The organism is Saccharibacillus alkalitolerans, from assembly GCF_011090185.1.
GTDB classification, from domain to species: Bacteria; Bacillota; Bacilli; order Paenibacillales; family Paenibacillaceae; genus Saccharibacillus; species Saccharibacillus alkalitolerans.
Map to the genome: position 1 here is coordinate 135,978 of NZ_JAAFGS010000009.1, position 21,719 is coordinate 157,696.

Sequence of the window (21,719 nt, forward strand, 5' to 3'; positions counted from 1 at the left end):
ACACCTGCTTATTATCGGCTGAAAAAATCGTTTTTTGATACTTTTTGTCGAAAAAAGTCAATTATTTGACGAAGCTTAAGGAAAGTGGTAATTTTTAACGCATATCCGGTCGGTTTGCTTTGTTTTATATTCCACACAGCGCGGGAGGATCTTTACGATGACGACATCCACCAAAGAACAATGGACTCGGCGGCTCGAAAACGAATACGAACAGCTCGTGCAGTGGCGGCGCCGCATGCACGCCCACCCGGAGCTGTCGTTCCAAGAAACGCATACCGCACGCTTTATTGCGGAGACCCTGACAGGCTTCGGTTACGAAGTGCGTACCGGCGTCGGCGGCAACGGAATTTTGGCGGATCTCCAAGGCTCGCGTCCCGGCCCCCGCATCGCTTTTCGCGCCGACTTCGACGCGCTGCCGATCGAGGAAGAGAACGACGTCCCTTACAAATCGCAAAATCCGGGCGTTATGCACGCCTGCGGCCACGACGGCCATACGTCGACGCTGCTCGGGGTCGCCAAAGTGCTGGCCGACAGCCGAGGCGAGCTGCGGGGCAGCCTGCGCTTCATTTTCCAGCATGCCGAAGAGAAGCTGCCGGGCGGCGCCATCGCCATGATCGAAGCCGGCGCGCTCGAAGGCGTCGACGAAGTGTACGGCGCGCATCTGGCGAGCTACATGCCGCTGGGCAAGCTGTCCGTCCCGTCGGGCCCTTCCATGGCGGCCGTCGATTCGTTCGACATCGTCGTCCAGGGCAAAGGCGGTCACGGCGCCAAGCCGCATCAGACGGTGGACGCGATCGTCGTGGGCAGCCAGCTCGTGACGGCGCTTCAGCACATCGTCGCCCGCCATATCAACCCGCTGCACTCCGCGGTCGTCACCGTGGGCGTCTTCCGCGCAGGCACCGCGTTCAACGTCATCGCCGACAAAGCGAAGATCGAAGGCACGGTGCGCAGCTTCGATCCCGAAGTGCGCAGGCAGCTCGAACGCGACATCCGCGACATGGTGCACGGCATTACGCTTGCCGAACATGCCTCCTACGAGCTGGATTACGTCAACGGCTACCCCGCGCTGGTCAATCCGCCGCAGCAGGCCGAGGAAGTGCGCCATATCTTCGCGCGCGAGTTCGGCGAAGACTCGCTGTACGGACTCGACGCTTCGATGGGCGCGGAAGACTTCGCCTATTATCTCCAGCATCGTCCGGGCAATTTTTTCAACGTCGGCTCGCAGAACAAACACGAAGACACCGCGTTTCCGCACCATCATCCGCGCTTCGACATCGACGAACGCGCGCTGCTGATCGCCGCCAAAGCGTTTCTGGCGATCGCGGCGGACAAGCTGCTGAGCGAGGATTGATCCCGCCGCGGTCCATTTCCCGCTGGCCGACGGCCCCGAAGATTTTCGGGAGCGCCGTCGGCTTTTTGCTTGTATCGCTGCGAACGGTTTTGCCGCGGCGCCGCGATCCGTTAAAATAAGGAAAAGCGCATGCATCCGGCGCCTACCTTTTACACGCGGAGGTAAAAAACATGGAACCTGTCATTCGGGAACTCCGGTCCCGATTCACGCTTCTTGATCCCGAAGAAATCGAACGTTCCGAAGCGCTGCTCGAACTCTTCGGCGCAAGATCGCGGTTGACGCCTTACCGGAATTTCGCGATCGAATTCGATACTCCCCCATGTCGCTTGCTTTTAGAGGGGCGAACATTAATCGTATTCGGGCATGATCTGGGCGGATATTTCGCAGTCGATGCCGAAAACGAAACCGTCGTATACGTTCATCAGGAAGACGGTCTGTACCGGCTGATGTTTTGCAATTCAAACTTTGGCGATTTCGCGGCATTTCACAACTCCTTCCTCGAACAGGTGCAGCGGCGAATCAAGTTCCGCGGCAGTCTCCAAGAGTCGGCGAACGAATTGGAACTCTTTTTCGGACGGCGCGATCCTCGCGCGACGGAGCGCGATGATCTTTTTTGGCCGATGCGCTTATACGAGCTTGCCGACGGCCTGTTTCCCCTTAACGATTCGCGAATCAACTTTTATCAATCGATGCTCGATGCAGAGAACTGACAAAGGAGCTTGAATCCCATGCACATCGACGACTTCGGCGGACGCATGAAAAATTACGAAAACGCGTTCCGCCACTACCTGCCCGGCCGCATGCCCGTCGTGATCCGCATCGACGGCTGCCATTTTCACACGTTTACCAAGGGGATGGACAAGCCGTTCGACGAGCCGCTGATCTCCGTCTTCTGGGAGACGTGCAAATATCTCGCGCAGAATATCATGGGCTGCAAATTGGTGTATCATCAGAGCGACGAAATCTCGATCCTGCTGACCAACTACGACAAGCTGACGACGGCCTCCTGGTTCGAAAACAATCTGCAAAAGATCGTGTCCGTGGCCGCGTCGCTGACGACCGCCAAGTTCAACGAAGAGATCCGCGCCGTGTACCCCGACCGTCCGCTCGCGACTTTCGACGCCCGCGCCTGGGTGCTGCCGCAGGACGAGGTGACGAACTATTTCCTCTGGCGGCAGATGGACGCGACGAAGAACAGCATCTCGATGGTGTCGCAGGCCCACTTTCCCCATCGCGAGCTGCAGGGCCTGGACGGAAGCGCGCTGCAGGACAAGCTGTTCAAGGAGAAAGGCATCAACTGGAACAATCTGCCGGCCTGGCAAAAACGCGGCGCATGCATACTCAAGCGGGAGGTTCTCAAAGGAACCGCCGTGCGCCGCAAATGGGACGTCGATCTGAACACGCCCGTTTTTTCGCAGGACCGGGATTATATCAACCGCTTCGTGTACCTCGATCGGGAATAAGGCGAACGCGAAAAGGAAGTGTGAAACGTGGAATGCATCGTGCTCATAGGCATCCAAGCTTCGGGCAAATCGACTTTTTACAAAGAACGTTATATCGATAGCCATCTGCGGCTGAACATGGACATGCTGAAGACGCGCTATCGGGAAAAGCTGCTGCTGAACGCGTTCCTCGAAGCGAAGCAGCCGTTCGTGGTCGACAATACGAATCCCGCGCCCGCTGACCGTCTCCCTTACATCGAAGCGGCGAAAAGCCATCGCTTTACGGTGGTCGGCTTTTTCTTCGAACCGGATTACGAGGAATCGATCCGGCGCAACGCGCAGCGGACAGGCAAAGCGTTCGTGCGGGAGATCGGGATCGGGAGCGTCATGAAAAAGCTCGTCCCCCCTTCCTTATCGGAAGGGTTCGACCGGCTTTACAGGGTCACATCGTCCGGCGGCGCGTTCGCGGTGGAGCCGATGACGGAAGAGCGGGAAACGGACGGCTGAACGCAACAAAAAACGGACGCCGGGAAGGCATGCTCATGCCGCTTCCCCGCGTCCGCTTTTCCGTTCGTCGTCCCGCTCGCTACCTGCCCGCGCGCCGCAAAATTTCGCGCACGAATGCCGTTTTCCCTTCCACGTAAGCGTCGATGTCGGTCCGATGGCGATCGGCCAGCGCCCGCTTCAGCCGGGCATATTCGTCCCGCGCCCCGTCATGGGTCCGCAGGTAATCGCGCAGCGCGATATGCTCCAGATAACCTCGGCCGTCCGGCGGGCATACATATAAATGATAATTCATGAATCCGAAGTCTCGGGTCGGCCTGAACGCCTCCCTGCCTTCGATGCCCAGATTGCCCTGATACTCGAATCCCTGCCGCCCCAACCGCTCGACGATTTCCGGCAGATCATCGGAACTGCGCATGACGGCGTCGAGATCGATGATCGGCTTGGCCGCCAGCCCTTCGACGGACGTGCTGCCCACATGCTCGACGGCGATCAGCAGGTCGCCGATCCATGACTCTACGGCCGCGGCGATTACGGCAAATTCTTTTTTCCATAAAGGATCGTACGGAACCACTTCGATATATGTTGTTCGCTCGGCCATGATCTTTTCCGCCTTTCAAGTTTTTTCCGCTTTGTCCGCTTTTGCGCTTCTTCTTTCCTTACATCTGTAGTAACCTATATTTTAGCGGAATCGAAAACGCTTTAAGTTTCTCAACCTTACGACACCGGAGGAAGTATCGCATGGCAAGAACGCTTTTCCCGAGACTCCGCGGCAACAGCCGGGGCTGTCTGGCTTTCGAGCCCTTTTTCCTGATTCCGTACAGCATGGTGGCGACTTACGCGACGCTGTACATGTACGAGCTGGGCGTGACCGAGACGAATATCGGCTGGATCACGACGCTCGGGCTGCTCGTGCAGGTGCTGTCGGCGTTCATGAGCGGCTATCTGACCGACCGCATGGGCCGCAAAAGCGCCATTCTGACATTCGACGTGCTCAGCTGGAGCGTGGCGATGCTGATCTTCGCTTTTTCGCAGAACGTCTGGTTTTTCGTCATCGCGACCTTCATCAACGGCCTGCAGCGGGTGCCCCACGTCGCCTTCTACTGTCTGATCGTCGAGGACACGCCGCCCAAAGACCGCACCTACGTGTTCACGCTGCTGCAGATCATCGGCGTCGTGGGCGGCCTGTTCGCTCCGCTCGGCGGCCTGCTGGTTCAGCATTACGGACTCGTGGAGGGCACCCGGATCATGTACGTGCTCTGTTCCGTGCTCATGACGTTCCAGTTCATCGGGCGCCATGTGACCACGAAAGAAACGGAAATGGGCTACCGAAAAATGAAGGAAACGCGCGAGCTCGGGCTGAAGGCCAGTCTGATCGACTACAGCGGCGCGATCCGCGACCTGTTCGCCAGCCGCAGCCTGATGCTGATCTTCGTCGTCTACATCCTGTTCAACTTCCAAATGACGCTTAAAACGACGTATCTGTCGCTGTATCTGGCCGACTTTCTGCATGTGGACAGCGGCCTGATCTCGCTCGTGCCGGCCGTGTCTTCCGTCATCATGCTGCTAGCGCTCTGGTTCATCATGCCGAAGATTCCCGCCGAAGCCGAGACCCGTTCGATGATGACGGGCTTCGCCCTGTCGGTCCTCTCGAACGTGATGCTCGTCCTGTGGCCGACGTCCAATCTGGCCTGGATCGGTCTCAGCACCGTGCTTGCGGCGGTCGGACTCATGATCAGCTCCCCTTATCTCGAAGCGGCCGTGCAGAACGCGATCGACGACGAAAAACGGGCTAAAGTGTTCTCCATGCTGTCCGTCGTCATCCTGCTGCTCACCTCGCCTGCCGGCATCGTCGGCGGCTGGGCGTACGCGCTCGACCCGCGCATCCCGATCTGGATCATCACGGCGTCGTTCGCGGCGGCTTTCGCGTTCCTCATGATTTATTTGAGCCGGACGGGAAAAGGCCGGGCGGCGGCTTAACCCAAAACGCAAACAGACACCGCGCAAGCGCGGTGTCTGTTTTGAATTGGCCGTCAAACCGGGGACCCGACTAGGGCTCGCACGCCCTAGTCGATCTTGTTCAAAATATCGAGCATCTCGGTCCGATTCATGTTTTGCAAATCCGGAATCAGTTCCCTGATGCGATCATCCATTTTGTAACCGGCTTTTGCCATAAGTTCTGCCGCAAACAGATTGTTATAAAAAACTTGAAAATAGAAGAAATCCTGCGTTTCTTCCACTTCCGCGATTTTCAACAGCTTATTGGCTTCCTCGGGCGTGCGAATATCGTCCAACGAACTGATGCCGCCCAGGCTTCTCAAGTAATCCGCGGTGTCGGACAGTCCCGTCGCCAGCGCATGATCGACGGGATAGAGACGGTGCCGATCGTGTCGGTTAAGATCCGCTCCCGCCTGCAAAAGGGCATCGATCATCGGCCGATGTCCGTTAGCCGCCGCGTACATGAGCGGGGTCGAACCGTCCCAATCGGGTACCTCGATATCCGGGTTATGCGCCATCAGCAAATCGAATACCTTCTGATCTCCCTCCAGGATGCTTTGCGAGAGAGCGGGAGTCGAATTGGGCCCGACCAAATTCACGTCGGCGCCGGCATTCAACAAAGCTTCGACTTTCTCCAGCCGGTTAACTTCGGAATTGCTCGCTACCGCAAAAATCAAAGCCGTTCGGTCCGACCGGTCATCCACCGCATTAATATGTTCGGGATGACGCTCGATTTGGTCGATCACCTCGTCCAAGTCGCCTTCCAGCGCCGCGCTCATCATGATGGGAAGCCCGTACTCGTCCACGGTAACTTCCTTTTCCGCTTCCTGTCCCCCCCTGCATCCGGCCATCCATAGAAAACCGGACAATATCAATGCTGCCACTGCCTTCTTTCTCATCTTTTCCCCTCTGTCTCTTTTTAATATACTTGCTGTCTTACTTATTATCGGTCATCCGATAGTTGTTTTTATAAGTATCTATGTCTAATATTTAAATCATCCCGCAGCTCATATTACCGGAGGAATAACATGCAGATCGTCACCAGACACGCTTGGAATTTGAACGAACAAGAAGCCGTTTCGCTTCAGCTTGAATTGGCAGCCAAAATCTCGCTGCGCGATCCCGAGCCCTTCGACGTCCGCCGCATCGCCGGCATCGACGTCGCCTACGACAAAGACGACGATCGGCTGGTCGCGGCGGTCGTCGTGCTCGACGCGGATACGCTCGACGTCGTCGAGACAGCCGCCGCCTGGGGATCGCCGTCCTTCCCTTACGTTCCCGGCCTGTTTTCTTTCCGGGAACTGCCGCCGGTGCTGGAAGCGTTCGGACGGCTGAAGACCGCGCCCGACCTCATCGTCTGCGACGGCCAGGGCATCGCCCATCCGAGGCGGTTCGGGCTGGCCAGCCATCTGGGGCTGCTGCTCGGCATTCCGTCGATCGGCTGCGGCAAGACCCGCCTGATCGGCGAATACGACGAACCGGCCGCCGAACGCGGCTCGGCTTCGCCGCTGCTGGCGGACGGCGGCGAACTCGTCGGACACGTTCTGCGCACGCAGACGGGGGTCAAGCCGGTGTTCGTCTCGCCGGGGCATCTGATTTCGCCGGACACGGCCTGCCATTGGGTGCTGAAGCTGGCGCCTCGCTACCGGCTGCCGGAGACGACAAGACAGGCGGACCAGCTCGTGCGCCGGGAGCTGTCGCGGATTACGCAGGACCGCCGCCTGCCGTAAGTGTTCGTTGATCCGCGACAGCGACAAATGCGCAGCTCCGCTTTCGCTGCCTCGCTTTACCGAAAAGCGATGATAATCCCGCTTCCGATCCGAAAGGAGACGAGTTTATGAGCGATCTCGACAAATTGTATAAAAAAAGAATGGCGTTGTTCAAAAAGCTGTACTTCTACGATAACGCGACCTACGATCCGCAGCTCGGCGTCAGCCTATACGACGACTCCGTCCTCTCCGGCGAAGACAAAGCGTTCATGAACGAAATCGGCTGGAAAGCGAACGAACCCGTCCTGCTGGAACATGATGCGCTGATAGACTCCATCGCCGAGCTGGGGCGCGACGAGCGGCTGTCCGAAGCCCGGTTGATCGGCGAATTCGTGGCGGCCGTCGACGGCCGCTACCGGCGCGGCGTCAACGGCCCGATCAGCCTGCGTTATATACGGCGGCTGCCTACGCATGCTTACCGCCGTGCCCGCAAGCTCGTTTCTTGCGGAGTCTGCGGCTATTACGAACATTTGCTCACGGATTGTTCCAATCTGTCCCAGATCCGCGAATCGCTCTGGATCGGCCATGCCTGGGCTTCGCCGATCGGCGTCTACGCCGATCTGACCGAACGTCTGGAACTGCCGGAAGTCATGCCGACAAGCGAAGACGCGGTCGCGCTGCGGCGCCTGCTCGAAGCCGTCGACCGGGCGGCGGACGACGAGAAACCCGGCGCGCTGGAGAAACGACTCAGCGCGGAGAAAGTGCTGCGCGGCAACGCCGGTACCCGCCGCGCGCTGCTCAGCGTACTGGCCGGAATCGGCGTGCTGCCGAATATCGGACTGCCGATCGAGCCGGATCGATGGATCGACCACGAAGCTATAGTCGAAGCCGGAATGGAGCTGGACACGACGCAGGGCCGCTCGGATCTGGAGATGCCTTATGCGGGCTGGCGCGGACGTCTCGGCGTGGATTGGAATCGGGCGAAAGAGCTTTTCGGAGCGTATCTCTAACAAAAAAGCGGGACGCGAATTTTTCGCGTCCCGCTTTTTCCGTTTGCCTGCAGACTCATAGAAATTCGTAAACGATCCGTTCTCCCCTGGGCAGCGTCAGCTCGCAGGCCATCGCCGCCTTCTCCGTCGGATCGATCCCTTCGGGCGCGAACAGCGGGGCGGGCTGCAGCCCGAGCAATTCCCAGTTTTCCTGCCCGTTATATACGAAACGGTCCAGAATCTGCAGCGTCATGTCTCACGCCTCCGACTTTTTGAATTTCACGACCGACCAGACGATCAGCAGAATCAGCACGCCCACGCACACCCCGATGCTGAGGCGGTTCTGCGGATCGATCAGGAAGCCCACCGCGATGACCGCCAGCACGACGGCCGTCAACGACGTGATATACGGGTATCCCCAGATGCGGAATGCCGGAGCTTTCGGATACTGCGGCCGCAGCTTGAGCTGCGCCAGGCAGACCGAGCCCCAGACGATCAGCACGACAAAGCCCGGCACCGCCAGCAGGAACGAAAACAGCCGGTCGCCCGCGAAGAAAGCCGCGATCGCGCCCAGCAGCAGCACCGCCGCGCACAGCCGCAGACTGCCGACCGGCACGCCTTTTTCCGTCGTCGCGGCCAGACCTTTCGGCGCTTCGCCGGCCGCCGCCATCGAATGCAGCATTCTCGTCGCGCCGTAAATGCTGGAGTTGGCCGCAGACAGCACCGCCGTCACCAGAATGAAGTTGATAATATGCGCCGCGCCGCTCAGCCCCGTCGCTTCCAGCACCTGGACGAACGGACTGGCCTGCCCCGCAAGCTGATTCCACGGAATCAATCCGCAGATGATCAGGATCGGCAGCGTATAGAACAGCACCACGCGCAGAATAAAGCTTTTGACGACTCGCGGCATCACTTTCTCGGCGTCTTTCGCTTCCGTCAGCGTCAGGCCGATCAGCTCCGAGCCGCCGTAGGAAAACATGACGACGAGCAGCGCGGAGAAGACCGACAGCCATCCGTTCGGCAAAAAGCCGCCGTGCGCCGTATAGTTGCTAAGTCCCGGCGCTTCGCCGCTCGCCCCCGGAATCAGCCCGAACAGCAGACCGGCGCCGAGGATGACGAACACGACGATCATGACAATCTTGATGCCGGCCAGCCAAAATTCCGTTTCGCCGAAACTTTCGACGCTCATCCGGTTGATGCCGAGAATGAGCACCGCGCTGGCGAGACTGAGCACCCACAGCGGCACGCCGGGCATCCAATACTGCAGGAACGATCCCGCGGCGACCACTTCGATCACGCAGACCGTCAGCATCAGGAAGGCATAGAGCCAGCCGACGACGAACGCCGGACGCGGCCCGAAAGCTTGACGGATAAAATCTTTCATATTGCGGTTCGGGTAGACACTCGCCAGTTCCGCGATCGCTCCCATGACGACCAGCAGCAGCAGCCCGCCGAACAGGTACGTCAGCACGACGCCCGGTCCCGCCAGCCCGATCGTCTCGGCACTCCCTTTGAAAATGCCCGTTCCGATCACGCCGCCCATCGCCATAAAGCTGATATGCCGGGGCAGCAGCTTCTTCTGAAGCCGTTCGCCTTCCGGCTTGTTTGCAGATTCCACTTCTCGTTCCTCCGATTCTTTTGCGCAGTAATGCACGCCCGCGTTTGCGGGACGCACACTCTATCCTACAACAAAATTCGGCAGTCGGCAGCAAAAAGCGTGAAAAATCGGTGAATCACAATAAAAAAAGTCCGCTCTGCGCGGACAAAGGAAGACGAAAACCAGGCACGCTTCAATCGATGTCGACAATCAGCCACCTGCCGTCTTCTTTGCGCAGAGCATAGGCGGGGTTCGTGACCTTTTTTGCTTCTTCGTAACGCTGCCGCACGTTCACGATGACCGTATCGCTTTCGTTCGGGTTTCTGACATTGGCAATCAGCGTTTCCGCAACCTTGCCCGGATGATCTTCGAGTACGCCCATCTGCGCATTCGGCGCAAAAAGCTTTTGATAAGCGGACGCATCGCCTTCATTCCGGTATCTTGTGCTGGCGTTGATCAGCTTCACGATTTCGGCCTGTTCGCCCGTAAACTTTGTTTCGTCCGCCATAGGTCCCTGCGAACGCTCGATGCCGCCGATCCGCCACTGTTCGCCTTCTCGCTCGAGCGTATAAATGAGCGGATGATATTCGCCCAGCTTCTCTTCCTGCACCGATGCTTCCACCCGGACCGGCTGTCCCTCGTCCGATTCCGCGTCGACCGAATAAATATCGGCTTTTTCGACCTTGAACGGGATGCCGCGGTCCGCTTCGGGAACGTCCGCCGTCAGCAGCGCCTCGTAGGCTTCGGCGTCGCCGGCATTTTGCGCGCGGAACAGCTCATTCATCAGGTCGACCTGCTCGGGCTTGATCATGGAGCCGACGTAATATTCTTTTTTGAGAATATCGGCTGCCGTCGTTTCTGCGGCTTCGGCTTTCTCGTCCGTTTTCGACGAAGGCGCTTCCTGCCGCTCGGGCGCGGACTGCGGGGCGGTAGCCGAATTCGCTCCGCAGCCCGCGGTCAGCGTGCCGAACGCGAGCAGCGCCGCGGCCAGCGGCAGAGATTTGATTCCGGCAGATTTATATGGTCTTTTCATGTCAAAGCCCTCCTATGCGATGCCGATTCCGGCTTCTTTGCGGGTTCGGCCGGGTTTAAGCAATAGACGCGGAGGGCGAGGATTTAGTTGCAAATATGTAGATGCCGGCTGTCTCCGGCAAAGAGCTTCGGTGAACGAAGCGTCTGTCATTTCCGCCCCGTTACCCCTGCAGCCGCTCCTCCACCTCTTCCCGCCAAAACGTCCCGTGTGCGAACGCCGCCGGGTCGATCCGTCCGAATTCGCGCACCAGCCATTTGAGCGCATCCGGCGGGATATCGCTTTCAAGAAAGGCATCGGGGCCGTTCTCGGCGATCGTCCGCTGTACCAGGCCTGCGTAGACGAGCAAAAATTCCGCGAACTGCGGCACGGACGAATTGATGAACCATTCGGTGCCGCCCCGGTCCATCCGGATGCAGACGACCTGCGAACCGCCCGCTTTCAAGCAGACCGGATCGCCATAGCCCGTCGAACCGAGCAGCCAGTACGCGGAATATTCTTTCGGCATCCCGTAAGCCGTTTTGAGGTCGGACAGCAGCCCTTCGCCGGACCGGAATTCCAGATAAGGAGCCGAATCCGCGGGCAGCCCGGCTTCGCACAAAAAACGCCTGGCTTCTTCCGTGATCGGCACCGCCGCCAGCGCTTCGGGATCGAAACGCAGCAGCGGGCCGTCCACGGCCGTATTCCAGGCGGCGTTAAATTGTTCGGGCGTCATCGTCACGTCCGCCACCTCCATCCTTTGCCTCCTGCTTCCCTCGAACGCCGTTCGAATCGAGGGATTAATTCCTGGCGAACGCCAGTCCGTCTCCGCTCTCTTCGCCGCGCATCAGCGCCAACATGAAGCGGTCCACCTTGACGGTATACAATTCCGGCTGCGTCCGCTTGATATCGAGCAGCGTATTCACCACCCGGCGTACGGCTCGGGCCGGAATGGCGTGCAGCGCCCGGCTGTAAGCCGCGATATACGGCGCGCCGGGCCGATCCGCGTGCAGCAGCATCCGGTGAAGCCGAACGGCCCAGCCTTCCGCGTGCGGGAACAATCCCGGTACGCCCAATGCCAAATAACGCATGCTTTCTTCGATGCCGCAGCGATCCGCAATGTAAAAAATCGTCTCGAGCAGGTCGCCGGCCGCGCTCGGTTCGATGACGTCGTCCTCCAGCATGCGGCACAAATCGGTGATTACGTCCGCCGAGGCGTTCTCGCACAGCTCGTTCAAAATATCGCTAAACCTCTCCAGGTCGTCGTCGCTTCCGTTCAGATCGCGCATCCGGTACAGTTCCTCCAGCAGTTTTCGGTCCGGCAACAGGTATCGCCTCCGCTTCCTTCTGAATGTCTTCCTGAATTCTGTCGCGCAAGTATATCATACCCTATCCGGCGGCAGGCAAAAACCGTGCCTTGCGGCACGGTTTGCGATCGGGACTGCCGGCTATACGGCCGGGTCGTTCGGCCTCGGGGGAAACGTGCTGCCTTTTCTGCCTCGGCCTGTTTGTTTCGCATGCGTGAAGCGCTTCTCGCAGCCAGCCGCATGTTCGCTTAAGTCTGACTCAATCCGCCAGCGTGGACAGCGAAGCGTGCGCAAGCGGGGCAAACGTCTCGGCATCCGCTCCCGAAGGCATATGGATCTCCAGCTTGTAGCCTTTGCCCGGCGTTTCCCAGAGCGCGAATTGGCCCGTGCCGGCATCGCCTTCGGCAGACAGGAACAGTCTCGAGCTGGACAGGGCGGCCGGAATATTAGCCTCTTTCAGCGGTTTGGCCGTTCCGTAATCTTTCAATGCCTTTTCGCCTTCCTTGCGCAGTCCGGCCAGCGTATAGCCCTTTTCGAGCGGCGTAATCGTCGCGTAATAGTCCGGGTTGGACGTCATCGTGAGCAAATTCCGCTCGGCGTCGAACTTCAGCCCGTCCATGGCGTACAGCGCGTAGCCGTAACCTTCCTGCAGCTTGCCGGTCACGGTTTCCTTGGAGCCGGCCACCTGGAACGATTCGGTTTTCGGGCGATCCGCGCCCTGCCCCTTCTTGCCCTGTTTCGAGACGTCGACCTTTGCGACCTTATCGGCGGCGCTGCCGCTGCCGGACGCTTCGCCGGACGGCTTGCCGCCCTTCGCTTCGTCTGCCGCCGCTTCCTTGTCGGCCGCCGCGTCTTTCTTGTCCGTCCCGGCCGCCTTTGCGTCCGGATCGGCTTTATCGTCCGCCGCCGCTTCTTTGTCCTCTGCGGCAGCTTCCTCGTCGTCCGCAGGCGCCGTCGCCGGATCTTCGATCTTCGCGTCGTTCGAAGTCGCGGCGGAGTCCGCCGGTTCGGTTTGAGATGCGGGCTCCGATTCGCTGCCGCAGGCTGCCAGAGCACCGCTCAGCAGCAGTACGCCAAGCAAACTGGCTGCACGGTTGTAAGTTTTCATGGGAATGCACCTCCTGTTGAAGATAGACGAGACCTTTTGTCAAAAAGTTTCGCAAAAAGCCCGTCTTCGCACTTTCTCCATTTAACCCTTACATCGCCGCGTGACTCAGAAAGCAGGCAAAAGGACGGACTCGACCGGCAGCGGAAAGCGTGCTTATCGCTATGCATGCACAATGCCGCGGATTCGCAAAATAGCTGTGCGAAAACCATCGTTTATCGAAACGCGCCTTCAAACCCGCGCGCTCCGACCGTTCGAACTTTTCGGAAAGATTCCGCAGCAGGATGACGAAAAGGGGACCGGAAGGATGCTTGAAGATGCGCATGTACGTCAAGGAGAAGGATAACAAAAATCCGGCTCTCCATTTGGAGAGCCGGATTTCCGGCATTTTGGAGCTGTAACCCCCTGCATTTAACGATCGTGTAACGATCGCGGGAAACAGGGAGAGGCGGCATTCTTACATGCCTACCCGCCGACCCGAATTTCCACTTCCTCCGGCCGGTACACGGCCGTAACCGCGCCTTCGCCGTCCGCCGCGAACAGCACGGAGCGCTCGCTTTCCAGCACGAAGCCGTACGTCCGGCCCGTCGTCCGGTCGCGAACCTCGATCTCCGCGTCCCAGGCATACTCGGACACGAACACATACAGGCTGCCGCTTGCGAACGTCAGCTTGCGGCCGTACACGCCGGCCAGCTCGCCGCCGGCCAGCCACTCCAGATCGTCGATGACGCCCGCCTGCTTCGCGGCGTAGCGGTACAGTTCGGCGATCGGTTCGTCGCCCGACCCCAGCTCGAGGGGCAGCGGGCTCCAGATGAGCCGGCCTCTGCCGTTCGGCACGTCGAGCACCCGATCCGCGCGGCCTTCCGCGTCGGCCGGAATTTCCTTGAGCGTCTCCGCGATGCGGCGTCCGCCGAACGAGACGGGCAGACGCCGGCCGTCCAGCTCCAGCATCTCTTCGCGGCGCACGTTATGCAGAGTGCGGATGCCGAGCAGCTTGTCGGCGCGATCGGATTCGTGCCAGTAAGCGTCGAGACCGGCGGGACCGGTAATGACCAGCGTCGCGTGCGTCGATTTGGCGATGCGCAGCAGCTTCTTCATCGAGTCTTCGTCCATGTTATGCGGGCTCGGCAGCAGGATCAGCTTCGCCGGATGCTCCTTCAGCGAATCGAGCCGGTATTCCGACACGGCCCGCAGCGGCAGCTTAAGTCCGTAAGCCAGCACCCGGGTCAGCCGGTTCGTCGTCTCCACGGCAAACGAACGGTTCGAGAAATCGTTGGAATACGGGAACACCGCCGCTACGTCTTCCAGCCGGCGACCGGCGAACAGATCGCGGATCTTCGCCATAAAGCGGCCGAAATCGTAGGAGACGTCCGCTTCCGGCTTCTCCGTGCCGTCGGCGCGCAGCGCGCCGATATGCGATTCGTTGGCGTTATCCATATAGAAGTTGGTATTCCAGATCCACTGAATCGCGCCCGCTCCGCCCGTCGAGAACGCATACGCGTATTTGCGCTCCAGGAAGTTCCTCAGCTCGGCTTCGCTGCGCTTGGCCCGTCCGTCCGGCGTCTCCACGTACATGATGCCGGTCTCTTGAATGACGTTGGGCTTGTCCGGCGTCTTCGTGAATACGCCGTCCCAGACGAGGCTGTCGTTCAGCCACCACGAATGCACCGTCGTGTAATCGACGGCATCCTCGTAGAACAGCGGCGACGGACGCTGCGCGCCGAGCCCTTCGTCCTGGCCGACCGTCACGAGATGGTCCGGCGCCAGCCGCTTGATCGACTCCGTCAGCTCCGCGGCCCATGCGCTGTGCATTTCGACTGAGAACAGGCAGTAGTCGAGCCAGCGGGCGCCTTTTTTGGCCTTGTGCATATCCTGCACGTCGAAGTTGATCTCTTCCGCTTCCGGAATCGCGGCATCTTCGAACGAAGGCAGCTCCGCCGGCGTCATGTTCCAGTGCTCGCGCAGTTCCTGAATCGAGCCGTGGCGCCTTTTCAACCAGGAGACGAAGGCGGCCCGTTCGTACTCGTCGCGCATCGAGCGCGGTCCCGCCGAGAAGATCCGCGCCGGATCGAACATCGACGGCTCGTTGATCAGATCCCAGTCGACATGGGTCGAATGAACGTGCCGGCTCACGATCGAGCGGATAAACCGCTTCTGCGCCTCCACGCTCTGCGGGTCGAGATACGGATTTTTGCCTTCCCACGTCTCGGGAGTAAACGAGAAGAACGTGAACGTCACGTGCAGATCGTGCTTCGCCGCCGTCAGCAGGAACGCGTCGATCGCCCGCAGCACTTCCTCGGACGCATGGCCGTCCACCTGCATGACGTTCCGGTACGCCGTCCAGATGCCGGTACGGATCCAGTTTATGCCGGCCTTCGCCATCGCGGCCATGTCGCGGTCCCAGACCGCCGCATTCGGCAGAAACAAGAACTTGCGCGCCACGTCGGACGTCATGTAGGTCATGCCGACGATCGGCAGCGGGCGTCCGTCCTGAAGGAAGTAATCCCGTCCCGCCGAGATCGGCCGCCCCGAAGCCAGCAGCTCTTGGTCGCGGCCCCAGAAGCCCTGCTTCAATACGCGAACTTCGCCTTCCGGCGACTCGGCGACGCAGTTCACGGTATACAGGCCCGGTTCGACGTCGAACGGAAGCGGGATGTTCCGCGCGGTCCATTCGTAAGTCACCGGAACCGCGAGCGTCCGCGCGAACACTTCTTCGCCGGTCGGCGAGGCGACGGACAGACGGAACGTCCAACTTCCCGGTGCGGCTGCGACGGAATCCGACGCTTTCACGCCTTCGTTCCCTTCCGCCGGAACCGCCCCCTCCGCGGAACGCTCGGCGGCAGCTCCATCCGCTTCGCCGCCGCGTCCGGGCCCGGACTTCGCGATCCGTTCGATTTTGCCGCCGCCGACCAGCCGGCCGACGTCGCTCTGCCCGGCGAATGCCGGCAGATCGGCCGGCACGCCCGCGCGCCGGATAGCCTGCGCGCGCAGCGTCAGCCGCGCGCGCTCGCCCGGCTCGTACGCGGCGCTGTGCGGCGCCAGCGACAGCTCGGCCGCTTCGCGGCCGCAGAACGCCGCCCAGCGGGACAGCGCTTCGAGCCCTTCGCCTTCCGCCAGCCCGGCGGTCAGCGGACGGTTCACGAACACCCAGCGCGAGCCGGCGAACGGGCCGCGCATCTGCTCCCACAGCACGGCCGGCGCGGAGATCGGCCGGTCCGAGGCGTCGTACGCCCGCAGCAGCGGCGTGATCCGCGTGCTCATCGTGCCCGCCGAGCCCATCTGCTCCGGCAGATCGGCGTCGCGGGTCGTATGCGGCACCAGATTCCAGGTGCCGCCGATGCCCGCTCCGGCCGAAGCGCCCGTCTCGGGCGCGAACAATCTTTCGTCGCCGCTCAGCAGAGGCAGCTCCGGCGCCGCTTCCAGCCGCACGGCGCGGCCGGCTTCGACCGGCAGCGTCTCATGGATGAACAGCTGCTGATGGTAGCCCGTCTGCTCCGGGCCGATCCGCCAGCGGCCGCTTTCCTGGCGCACCGGGCGCTTGAACGGCGCGCCGCCGACGCTGAGCAGTCCGCCGCCTTTTTTCAGAAACGCCAGAATGCTGCTCCAGGCGCTCTCCGGAAAATACGGCGCATGCAGATTGATCAGCACGCCGTTCCCGTCGCCGCAGCGGTCGGTCAGGGCGTCGCCGAGATCGGCGGCGCTCGTCACGACGCCGTATGCGCCGAGCTCCTTCAGTCCCGGCAGCGGGCCGGAAGCCGGAAAGCTCGGATCGCGGAAGAAAATCAGCCGCTTGTTCGGCGGCTCCGCCGCTTTTTTCAAATAAGTCTCGCTCACAAAATGCCCTCCTTCATCGACTTGTACACAAGCTGGGAGAACAGGCTGTTCGACCAGGCGAACCAGGTCCGCGTGAAGATCGCCGGGTCGTCCGCGTGGAAGCCTTCGTGCATGAACCCGGTATCGGCGTCCGTGTTCTCCAGCATTTGAATCAATTCCAACTTTTCTTCCTTCGAGGAAGCCGTCAGTCCCTGCATCGACAGCGCCATATGCCAGATGTAATCCGGCGGAGTATGCGGGCTGCCGATGCCTTTGGCCGCCGAACCTTCATAATAGAAAGGATTTTCGCGGCTCAGCGCAAACCGTCTCGTATTCCGATACACCGGATCGTCCGCGCCGGCATAACCGAGATACGGAATGGACATGAGGCCCGGCGTGCCGGCGTCGTCCATCAGACAGTAATTGCCGAAGCCGTCCGTCTCGTACGCGTAGATCGGGCCGAACCGCGGATGACGGTAAATGCCGTACAGCCGGATGCCGCGGTCGATCTCCTGCTCCAGCTTTTTCAGCTCGCGCACGTAATCCTGATCCCGGAAAATCCATTCGAAAAACTCCTGCATCTGCCGCAGCGCCACGACCGCGAACATGTTCCCCGGTATATTGTAATGGAAATCGCACGCGTCGTCGCTGGAGCGGAAGCCCGACCAGACCATGCCCGTGTAGTTGACCGGCATGCCGAGTCCTCCGTTTTGCAGCGTATCCTGTTCGATGCCGTTGTCGCGGGTGAAGCGGTACGGAGACTGCTCCATATGATGCTGCTCGGTGCGAAACAGACGCACGATCGCCTCCATCGCTTCGCGGAAATTCCCGTCGAAGATGTCCGTCAGCCCCGTTTCCTTCCAATAGAGATACGCCAGGCGCACGACGAAGCAGAGCGAGTCGATCTCGAACTTGCGCTCCCAGACCCACGGAGACATCTCGGTGCCGTCGTTTTTGCTCCAGTGCCAGTCGTTGGCGGTCTCGTTGAACGCGTTCGCGTATGGGTCGATCAGGACGTACTTGACGTGGCGCTTGATCAAGCCTCCGATGATGCGCTGCAGATCCTTATCCTTTTTCGCGAAAGGAATATAATGCGCCACCTGCTCGACCGAATCCCGCAGCCAGCTGGCCGGAATGTCGCCTGTGATCACGAAGGTCGTACCGTCGTCCATCAGCTTGGTCGTCGTCTCCAGCGTGTTCGGGAAGCAGTTTTTGAACAGCTTCAACAGCTTCGGCCGGTGGGCCAGCGCGGCATCGGCTTCGGCGAGCACGTCCTGAATCGCCTGCGGAAGTTCGAATTTCGGCATCGGAATTTGAGGAAGTCTGAATTGTTCCAAACGGAATCGCTCCTTTGCGGATTGGGAGTAAGGGATGATGTTCGAAAATAAAACCGGCGCCCCGCCAAACCCCGTCCCGGCAGCGAAAGCCGTCGTTTGGATGGTTGTGCGGAAGGCGCCGGCAGTACCGGGAATTCTGCAGCTTTATTTTCGGATCAGCTTGACCGTCTTGATCTCGTAAGGCTTGAACGACAGGAACACGGCGGCGCTTCCTTGCAGTTCAAGCTCTTCGCCGTCCTCTTCCAGCGCTCCGGACAGCACGGCCCGTTCGAACGCGTGCCGCCAGTTCAATCCTACCGTCTCGCGGCCGCCCGCCGATTCGTACATTCGCACGATAATGCCGCTTCCGTCTTCGGCCGGCTTGACCGTATCCAGTATAACATGCTCGCCCGTGAAGGCGATGAGCGACATGCGGGCTCCCAGGTCGCCCGCGTGGGCCGTCGTCCGCACGACCGGCAGCTCCTGATTGAGCGCCGCCGCGGCCCGCACCGTATCGGCGTGGACCCAACTGCCCGCGTGCGGATACAGCGAATACGTAAAATCGTGTTCGCCCAGGTCCGCCTGCGCGTCCGGCCATTTCGGCGCTCGCAGCAGCGACAAGCGAAGGGTGCTGCCCTGAATGTCGTAACCGTATTTGCAGTCGTTCAGCAGGCTGACGCCGTAACCGCGCTCGGACACGTCGGCAAAACGGTGACCGCACACTTCGAACTGCGCCTGCTCCCAGCTCGTGTTGCGGTGGGTCGGGCGCTCCAGCGAGCCGAACGGAATTTCGTACGTCGCCTTTTCCGCCAGCACGTCGACCGGGAACGCCACTTTGAGCAGTTTGTGCGCTTCATGCCACGACACATGCGTTTTGAAGTCGATGCGGCGGTCATGCTTGTAGAAAATGAGATCCTGCTCGATCGCGGAATCGTTCAACTTCCAGCGGAACCGCAGCACGTCGCGCACGCCGCCGGAAGACACGACCGTTTTCTCCAGCAGCTGCGCTTTCCCTGCCGGCTGCCGTTCGAAACGCGGATCGACGTCCCAGGCATCCCAGGAAGTCGGACGGTCATGGAAAAATTGGAAGACGTTCGCCGCGGAACCCGGCTGGACGATTTCCCGCTCCGCTTCCTTGTCGAACAGGGAGACCATCTCGCCGTCGCCGTTGAAGCGAACGGTGTAATACGGCGTTTCCCAGACGTCCGGGACGTCGGCGCCCGCTGCCGATTCGGACGTCGGCGCAGCGTTCCGGCCGTGCGCCGGCTCTCCTCCGGAAAGTTCCGCCGGCGCGGAAGCTTCGGCCGGATCGCCGGTCTCTTGTCCCGCCGGACGCAGCCAGATCGTCGCATAGCCGAGCGCCGGAATATGCGGCACGTATACGAACAGCCCGCCGCTCGCCTCGTCGTCATCCGCCTCCAGACGGGTGCCTTCCGCGTCGTACGCCGCCTGCCCCGCCGCGTCTTCGATCCGCACGACGGCAAAGCGGTTCCAGCCCAGGCTGTTGAAGATCACGTACGGCGTCCCTTCGCCTGCCGTATCGATCCGGTTCGCCAGCGCGCTCGTTCCGATCTCCAGACTCCGGCGGCCTTCCGCGAACACTTCCTCGTACTCGGCGCCGGAGGTCCGGTACGTTTCCGTGATGGCCGAGCCCGGAATAATGTCGTGGAACTGATTGAGCAGGATCAGCTTCCAGCCTTTGCGCAGCGATTCCAGCGCTTCGCCGCAGCCTTCGTGCTTCGTCAAAGGCGGCAGCGTTCCGTCCGCGGCGAAGCCGAGGATTGCCGCCTCTTCCGAAGCGCCGGCGGGAACCGGTTCTCCGCCCGCGAAGTCCGCCGCCGCGATTCTTGCCGCGGCGTCGGTTTCCGCTTTTGCCTGCACCGACGCGATCTCGTCCGCGCCCGCCGCCAATACGTTCCACAGCTCCGCTTCGCGATACAGAATCTCCGCTTTGCGGTTGGCCCGCTTGTTGTAGGCATGCGTCGTGTACGTGCCCCGGTGCAGCTCCAGGTACAGATCGCCGCGCCAGGTCGGCAGATCCGGACGGCTCTGCCGGATGCCGTCGAAGAACTCCGCGGCCGTGCCGTAACGGCTGCCCGGCTGCCCGACCATCAGGTCGGCGCGGTCGATATACTCCAGCATTTCCCGCGTCACGCCGCCTCCGCCGTCGCCGTGTCCGTAGAGCAGCATCTGTTCGGGATGCTTGTCCTTCTGGCGGTAGGACTGCCAGTGCTCGTGTATGTCTTTCGGATGCGTATGCTCGTTAACGCCGTGGTTCAGGTAGGACAGAATCGGCGTGCCGTCGATGCCCACCCAGTGGAACAGGTCGTAAGGGAACGTATTGGTATCGTTCCAGTTCAGCTTGGTCGTCATGAAATATTCGACCCCGCCGTGCTTCAGAATCTGCGGCAGCGACGCGCAGTAGCCGAACGTGTCCGGCAGCCATTCGATCCGCGAAATTTTGCCGAACTCCTCCCGATAAAAGCGCTGCCCGTACAGCATCTGCCGCATCAGCGACTCGCCGCTCGGAATGTTGAGGTCCGGTTCGACCCACATGCCGCCGACCAACTCCCAGCGCCCTTCCTCGATCCGCGCTTTGACGCGTTCGTACAGCTCGGGATCGTTGTTTTTGAGAAACTCGAACAGCACGGGCTGGCTCTGCGTGTACAGATAGCCCGGGTATTCGCGCATCAGCGTATCGACGCTGGCGAACGTGCGGCTCGTCTTGCGCACCGTCTCGCGCACCGGCCACAGCCAGGCGATGTCGATATGCGACTGGCCGACCATGATTTCCCGCCCTTCGGCATTGTTGCCGCCGATCTCGAGCGTGCGGGTTCTCAAGCGCTTCTCGATCGCGGACACCGCCGACCCTTCAAGCACTTCTTCGCCCGTCAGTCCGGTAAAAGCGTCCATCGCCGCGTGCAGCGCTTCGATCAGCCGGACGCGGCGGAAATCGGCGTCCGGCAGCAGAAAGGCCGAATCGCGAACGACCGTCACCGTATACATGAGGCTGCGCACCGGCTCGTTCGGCAGCACGATCAGGCTGCGCACCGCCGTGATCGGCGGCTTGATCGTCGCCTGCTCGTTCAGCGGATCGTACGGTTCCGGTATGATATCGAACATCTCGATCTCGAGCTCCGGCTCCCGGCCGACACGCGTCAGGTCGAGCGTCGCGTACGTATGATTGTCGTCGATTCCCTGATACGACGCGCCGTTCACCCGCAGCAGCCCTTCGCCGCCGCAGTCGAAGATCAGGCCGACGGCGTCCGCGTCCCATCCTTCCGGAAGCGCGAGCTTCGTCCGGAAGAAATACGTCGTTCCGTTTCGGCTAGGAAAAGGATTCAATTCGCGTCCCTGCGGATAAGGCTCGATGTCCGTATATTCCCCCGGAAGCCCGTAAGTCGAGCGGGTAATGTCCCAGTCTTTCCATTCCGCCTGTTTCAGCCACTGCTGCCGGGACAGCTCCCGGATAAAACGAGTCAAACGCTGCATCTATACTCATTCCTCTCCTGCGATTGGACTGTGTTTCATGAGTCTGTAACGGATGAGCCTGTATTTCATGTATCTGTATCTGATGGG

General features: G+C 60.6%; 18 protein-coding genes. 7 read left to right on the top strand and 11 right to left on the bottom strand.

Annotated features, from left to right (window positions below; all coding sequences use genetic code 11):
• The first annotated feature begins 157 nt into the window (after nt 1-157).
• From GYN08_RS20240 to GYN08_RS20255, 4 genes are all read left to right on the top strand, one after another.
• The gene (locus tag GYN08_RS20240; protein ID WP_166278339.1) at nt 158-1,351 is read left to right on the top strand and encodes a M20 metallopeptidase family protein; all 1,194 of its coding nucleotides are present in this window, start codon (nt 158-160) and stop codon (nt 1,349-1,351) included.
• 170 nt (nt 1,352-1,521) lie between these two features.
• Nucleotides 1,522-2,061: an SUKH-4 family immunity protein gene (locus GYN08_RS20245; RefSeq protein ID WP_166278341.1), complete on the top strand. Its 540-nt coding sequence runs from the start codon at nt 1,522-1,524 to the stop codon at nt 2,059-2,061.
• Between the two features lie 18 nt (nt 2,062-2,079).
• Nucleotides 2,080-2,814 (top strand): tRNA(His) guanylyltransferase Thg1 family protein, encoded by a 735-nt coding sequence (locus GYN08_RS20250; protein WP_166278343.1) that lies wholly within the window; start codon nt 2,080-2,082, stop codon nt 2,812-2,814.
• A 27-nt stretch (nt 2,815-2,841) separates the two neighbouring features.
• A complete protein-coding gene (locus GYN08_RS20255; RefSeq protein ID WP_166278345.1) occupies nt 2,842-3,300 on the top strand; it encodes an AAA family ATPase in 459 nt (152 codons plus the stop codon).
• Between the two features lie 79 nt (nt 3,301-3,379).
• Here GYN08_RS20255 and GYN08_RS20260 read toward each other — a convergent pair whose 3' ends face one another.
• Complete coding sequence (locus GYN08_RS20260) at nt 3,380-3,898, bottom strand: GrpB family protein (RefSeq protein ID WP_166278347.1); 519 nt, start codon at nt 3,896-3,898, stop codon at nt 3,380-3,382.
• Nucleotides 3,899-4,038: 140 nt separating this feature from the next.
• Here GYN08_RS20260 and GYN08_RS20265 point away from each other — a divergent pair, with 140 nt between their 5' ends.
• Nucleotides 4,039-5,277, top strand: a complete 1,239-nt coding sequence (locus GYN08_RS20265) for an MFS transporter (RefSeq protein WP_166278349.1) — start codon at nt 4,039-4,041, stop codon at nt 5,275-5,277.
• 86 nt (nt 5,278-5,363) lie between these two features.
• On the opposite strand, the gene GYN08_RS20270 is transcribed toward GYN08_RS20265, so the two are convergent.
• Nucleotides 5,364-6,179, bottom strand: a complete 816-nt coding sequence (locus tag GYN08_RS20270; protein ID WP_166278351.1) for an ankyrin repeat domain-containing protein — start codon at nt 6,177-6,179, stop codon at nt 5,364-5,366.
• Nucleotides 6,180-6,323: 144 nt separating this feature from the next.
• Here GYN08_RS20270 and nfi point away from each other — a divergent pair, with 144 nt between their 5' ends.
• The gene (gene nfi, locus GYN08_RS20275) at nt 6,324-7,025 is read left to right on the top strand and encodes a deoxyribonuclease V (protein WP_166278354.1); all 702 of its coding nucleotides are present in this window, start codon (nt 6,324-6,326) and stop codon (nt 7,023-7,025) included.
• Between the two features lie 107 nt (nt 7,026-7,132).
• Nucleotides 7,133-8,014 (top strand): hypothetical protein, encoded by an 882-nt coding sequence (locus GYN08_RS20280; protein WP_166278357.1) that lies wholly within the window; start codon nt 7,133-7,135, stop codon nt 8,012-8,014.
• A 55-nt stretch (nt 8,015-8,069) separates the two neighbouring features.
• Here GYN08_RS20280 and GYN08_RS20285 read toward each other — a convergent pair whose 3' ends face one another.
• The 9 genes from GYN08_RS20285 to GYN08_RS20325 all read right to left on the bottom strand — a co-directional run bounded on the left by GYN08_RS20285 (nt 8,070) and on the right by GYN08_RS20325 (nt 21,632).
• Nucleotides 8,070-8,246, bottom strand: a complete 177-nt coding sequence (locus GYN08_RS20285) for a hypothetical protein (protein ID WP_166278041.1) — start codon at nt 8,244-8,246, stop codon at nt 8,070-8,072.
• Between the two features lie 3 nt (nt 8,247-8,249).
• Nucleotides 8,250-9,542 (bottom strand): amino acid permease, encoded by a 1,293-nt coding sequence (locus GYN08_RS20290; RefSeq protein ID WP_166278416.1) that lies wholly within the window; start codon nt 9,540-9,542, stop codon nt 8,250-8,252.
• A 241-nt stretch (nt 9,543-9,783) separates the two neighbouring features.
• The gene (locus tag GYN08_RS20295) at nt 9,784-10,623 is read right to left on the bottom strand and encodes a nuclear transport factor 2 family protein (protein WP_166278360.1); all 840 of its coding nucleotides are present in this window, start codon (nt 10,621-10,623) and stop codon (nt 9,784-9,786) included.
• A gap of 160 nt (nt 10,624-10,783) precedes the next feature.
• Nucleotides 10,784-11,356 (bottom strand): SUKH-4 family immunity protein, encoded by a 573-nt coding sequence (locus GYN08_RS20300; RefSeq protein ID WP_166278363.1) that lies wholly within the window; start codon nt 11,354-11,356, stop codon nt 10,784-10,786.
• Between the two features lie 43 nt (nt 11,357-11,399).
• Nucleotides 11,400-11,924 carry a hypothetical protein gene (locus GYN08_RS20305; protein ID WP_166278366.1) on the bottom strand — a complete coding sequence of 175 codons (525 nt, stop codon included), beginning with the start codon at nt 11,922-11,924 and terminating at the stop codon, nt 11,400-11,402.
• A 241-nt stretch (nt 11,925-12,165) separates the two neighbouring features.
• A complete protein-coding gene (locus GYN08_RS20310; RefSeq protein ID WP_166278369.1) occupies nt 12,166-13,014 on the bottom strand; it encodes a hypothetical protein in 849 nt (282 codons plus the stop codon).
• Nucleotides 13,015-13,476: 462 nt separating this feature from the next.
• On the bottom strand, nt 13,477-16,845 hold the full coding sequence (locus GYN08_RS20315) for a beta-galactosidase (protein WP_166278372.1): 3,369 nt from the start codon (nt 16,843-16,845) through the stop codon (nt 13,477-13,479).
• Entirely contained in the window at nt 16,842-18,161 is a 1,320-nt protein-coding gene (locus GYN08_RS20320; RefSeq protein ID WP_166278375.1) for a glycoside hydrolase family 125 protein, read from the bottom strand. The genes GYN08_RS20315 and GYN08_RS20320 overlap by 4 nt, the downstream gene beginning before the upstream one ends.
• 144 nt (nt 18,162-18,305) lie before the next feature.
• On the bottom strand, nt 18,306-21,632 hold the full coding sequence (locus tag GYN08_RS20325) for an alpha-mannosidase (protein ID WP_166278378.1): 3,327 nt from the start codon (nt 21,630-21,632) through the stop codon (nt 18,306-18,308).
• Nucleotides 21,633-21,719: the final 87 nt, after the last annotated feature.

Bases quoted from the DNA above. Each gene is read 5' to 3' on its own strand.
- GYN08_RS20240 (WP_166278339.1), top strand. From the start codon at position 158: ATGACGACATCCACCAAAGAACAATGGACTCGGCGGCTCGAAAACGAA.
- GYN08_RS20245 (WP_166278341.1), top strand. From the start codon at position 1,522: ATGGAACCTGTCATTCGGGAACTCCGGTCCCGATTCACGCTTCTTGAT.
- GYN08_RS20250 (WP_166278343.1), top strand. From the start codon at position 2,080: ATGCACATCGACGACTTCGGCGGACGCATGAAAAATTACGAAAACGCG.
- GYN08_RS20260 (WP_166278347.1), bottom strand. From the start codon at position 3,898: ATGGCCGAGCGAACAACATATATCGAAGTGGTTCCGTACGATCCTTTA.
- GYN08_RS20265 (WP_166278349.1), top strand. From the start codon at position 4,039: ATGGCAAGAACGCTTTTCCCGAGACTCCGCGGCAACAGCCGGGGCTGT.
- nfi (WP_166278354.1), top strand. From the start codon at position 6,324: ATGCAGATCGTCACCAGACACGCTTGGAATTTGAACGAACAAGAAGCC.
- GYN08_RS20280 (WP_166278357.1), top strand. From the start codon at position 7,133: ATGAGCGATCTCGACAAATTGTATAAAAAAAGAATGGCGTTGTTCAAA.
- GYN08_RS20285 (WP_166278041.1), bottom strand. From the start codon at position 8,246: ATGACGCTGCAGATTCTGGACCGTTTCGTATATAACGGGCAGGAAAAC.
- GYN08_RS20290 (WP_166278416.1), bottom strand. From the start codon at position 9,542: ATGGCGATGGGCGGCGTGATCGGAACGGGCATTTTCAAAGGGAGTGCC.
- GYN08_RS20295 (WP_166278360.1), bottom strand. From the start codon at position 10,623: ATGAAAAGACCATATAAATCTGCCGGAATCAAATCTCTGCCGCTGGCC.
- GYN08_RS20300 (WP_166278363.1), bottom strand. From the start codon at position 11,356: ATGGAGGTGGCGGACGTGACGATGACGCCCGAACAATTTAACGCCGCC.
- GYN08_RS20310 (WP_166278369.1), bottom strand. From the start codon at position 13,014: ATGAAAACTTACAACCGTGCAGCCAGTTTGCTTGGCGTACTGCTGCTG.
- GYN08_RS20325 (WP_166278378.1), bottom strand. From the start codon at position 21,632: ATGCAGCGTTTGACTCGTTTTATCCGGGAGCTGTCCCGGCAGCAGTGG.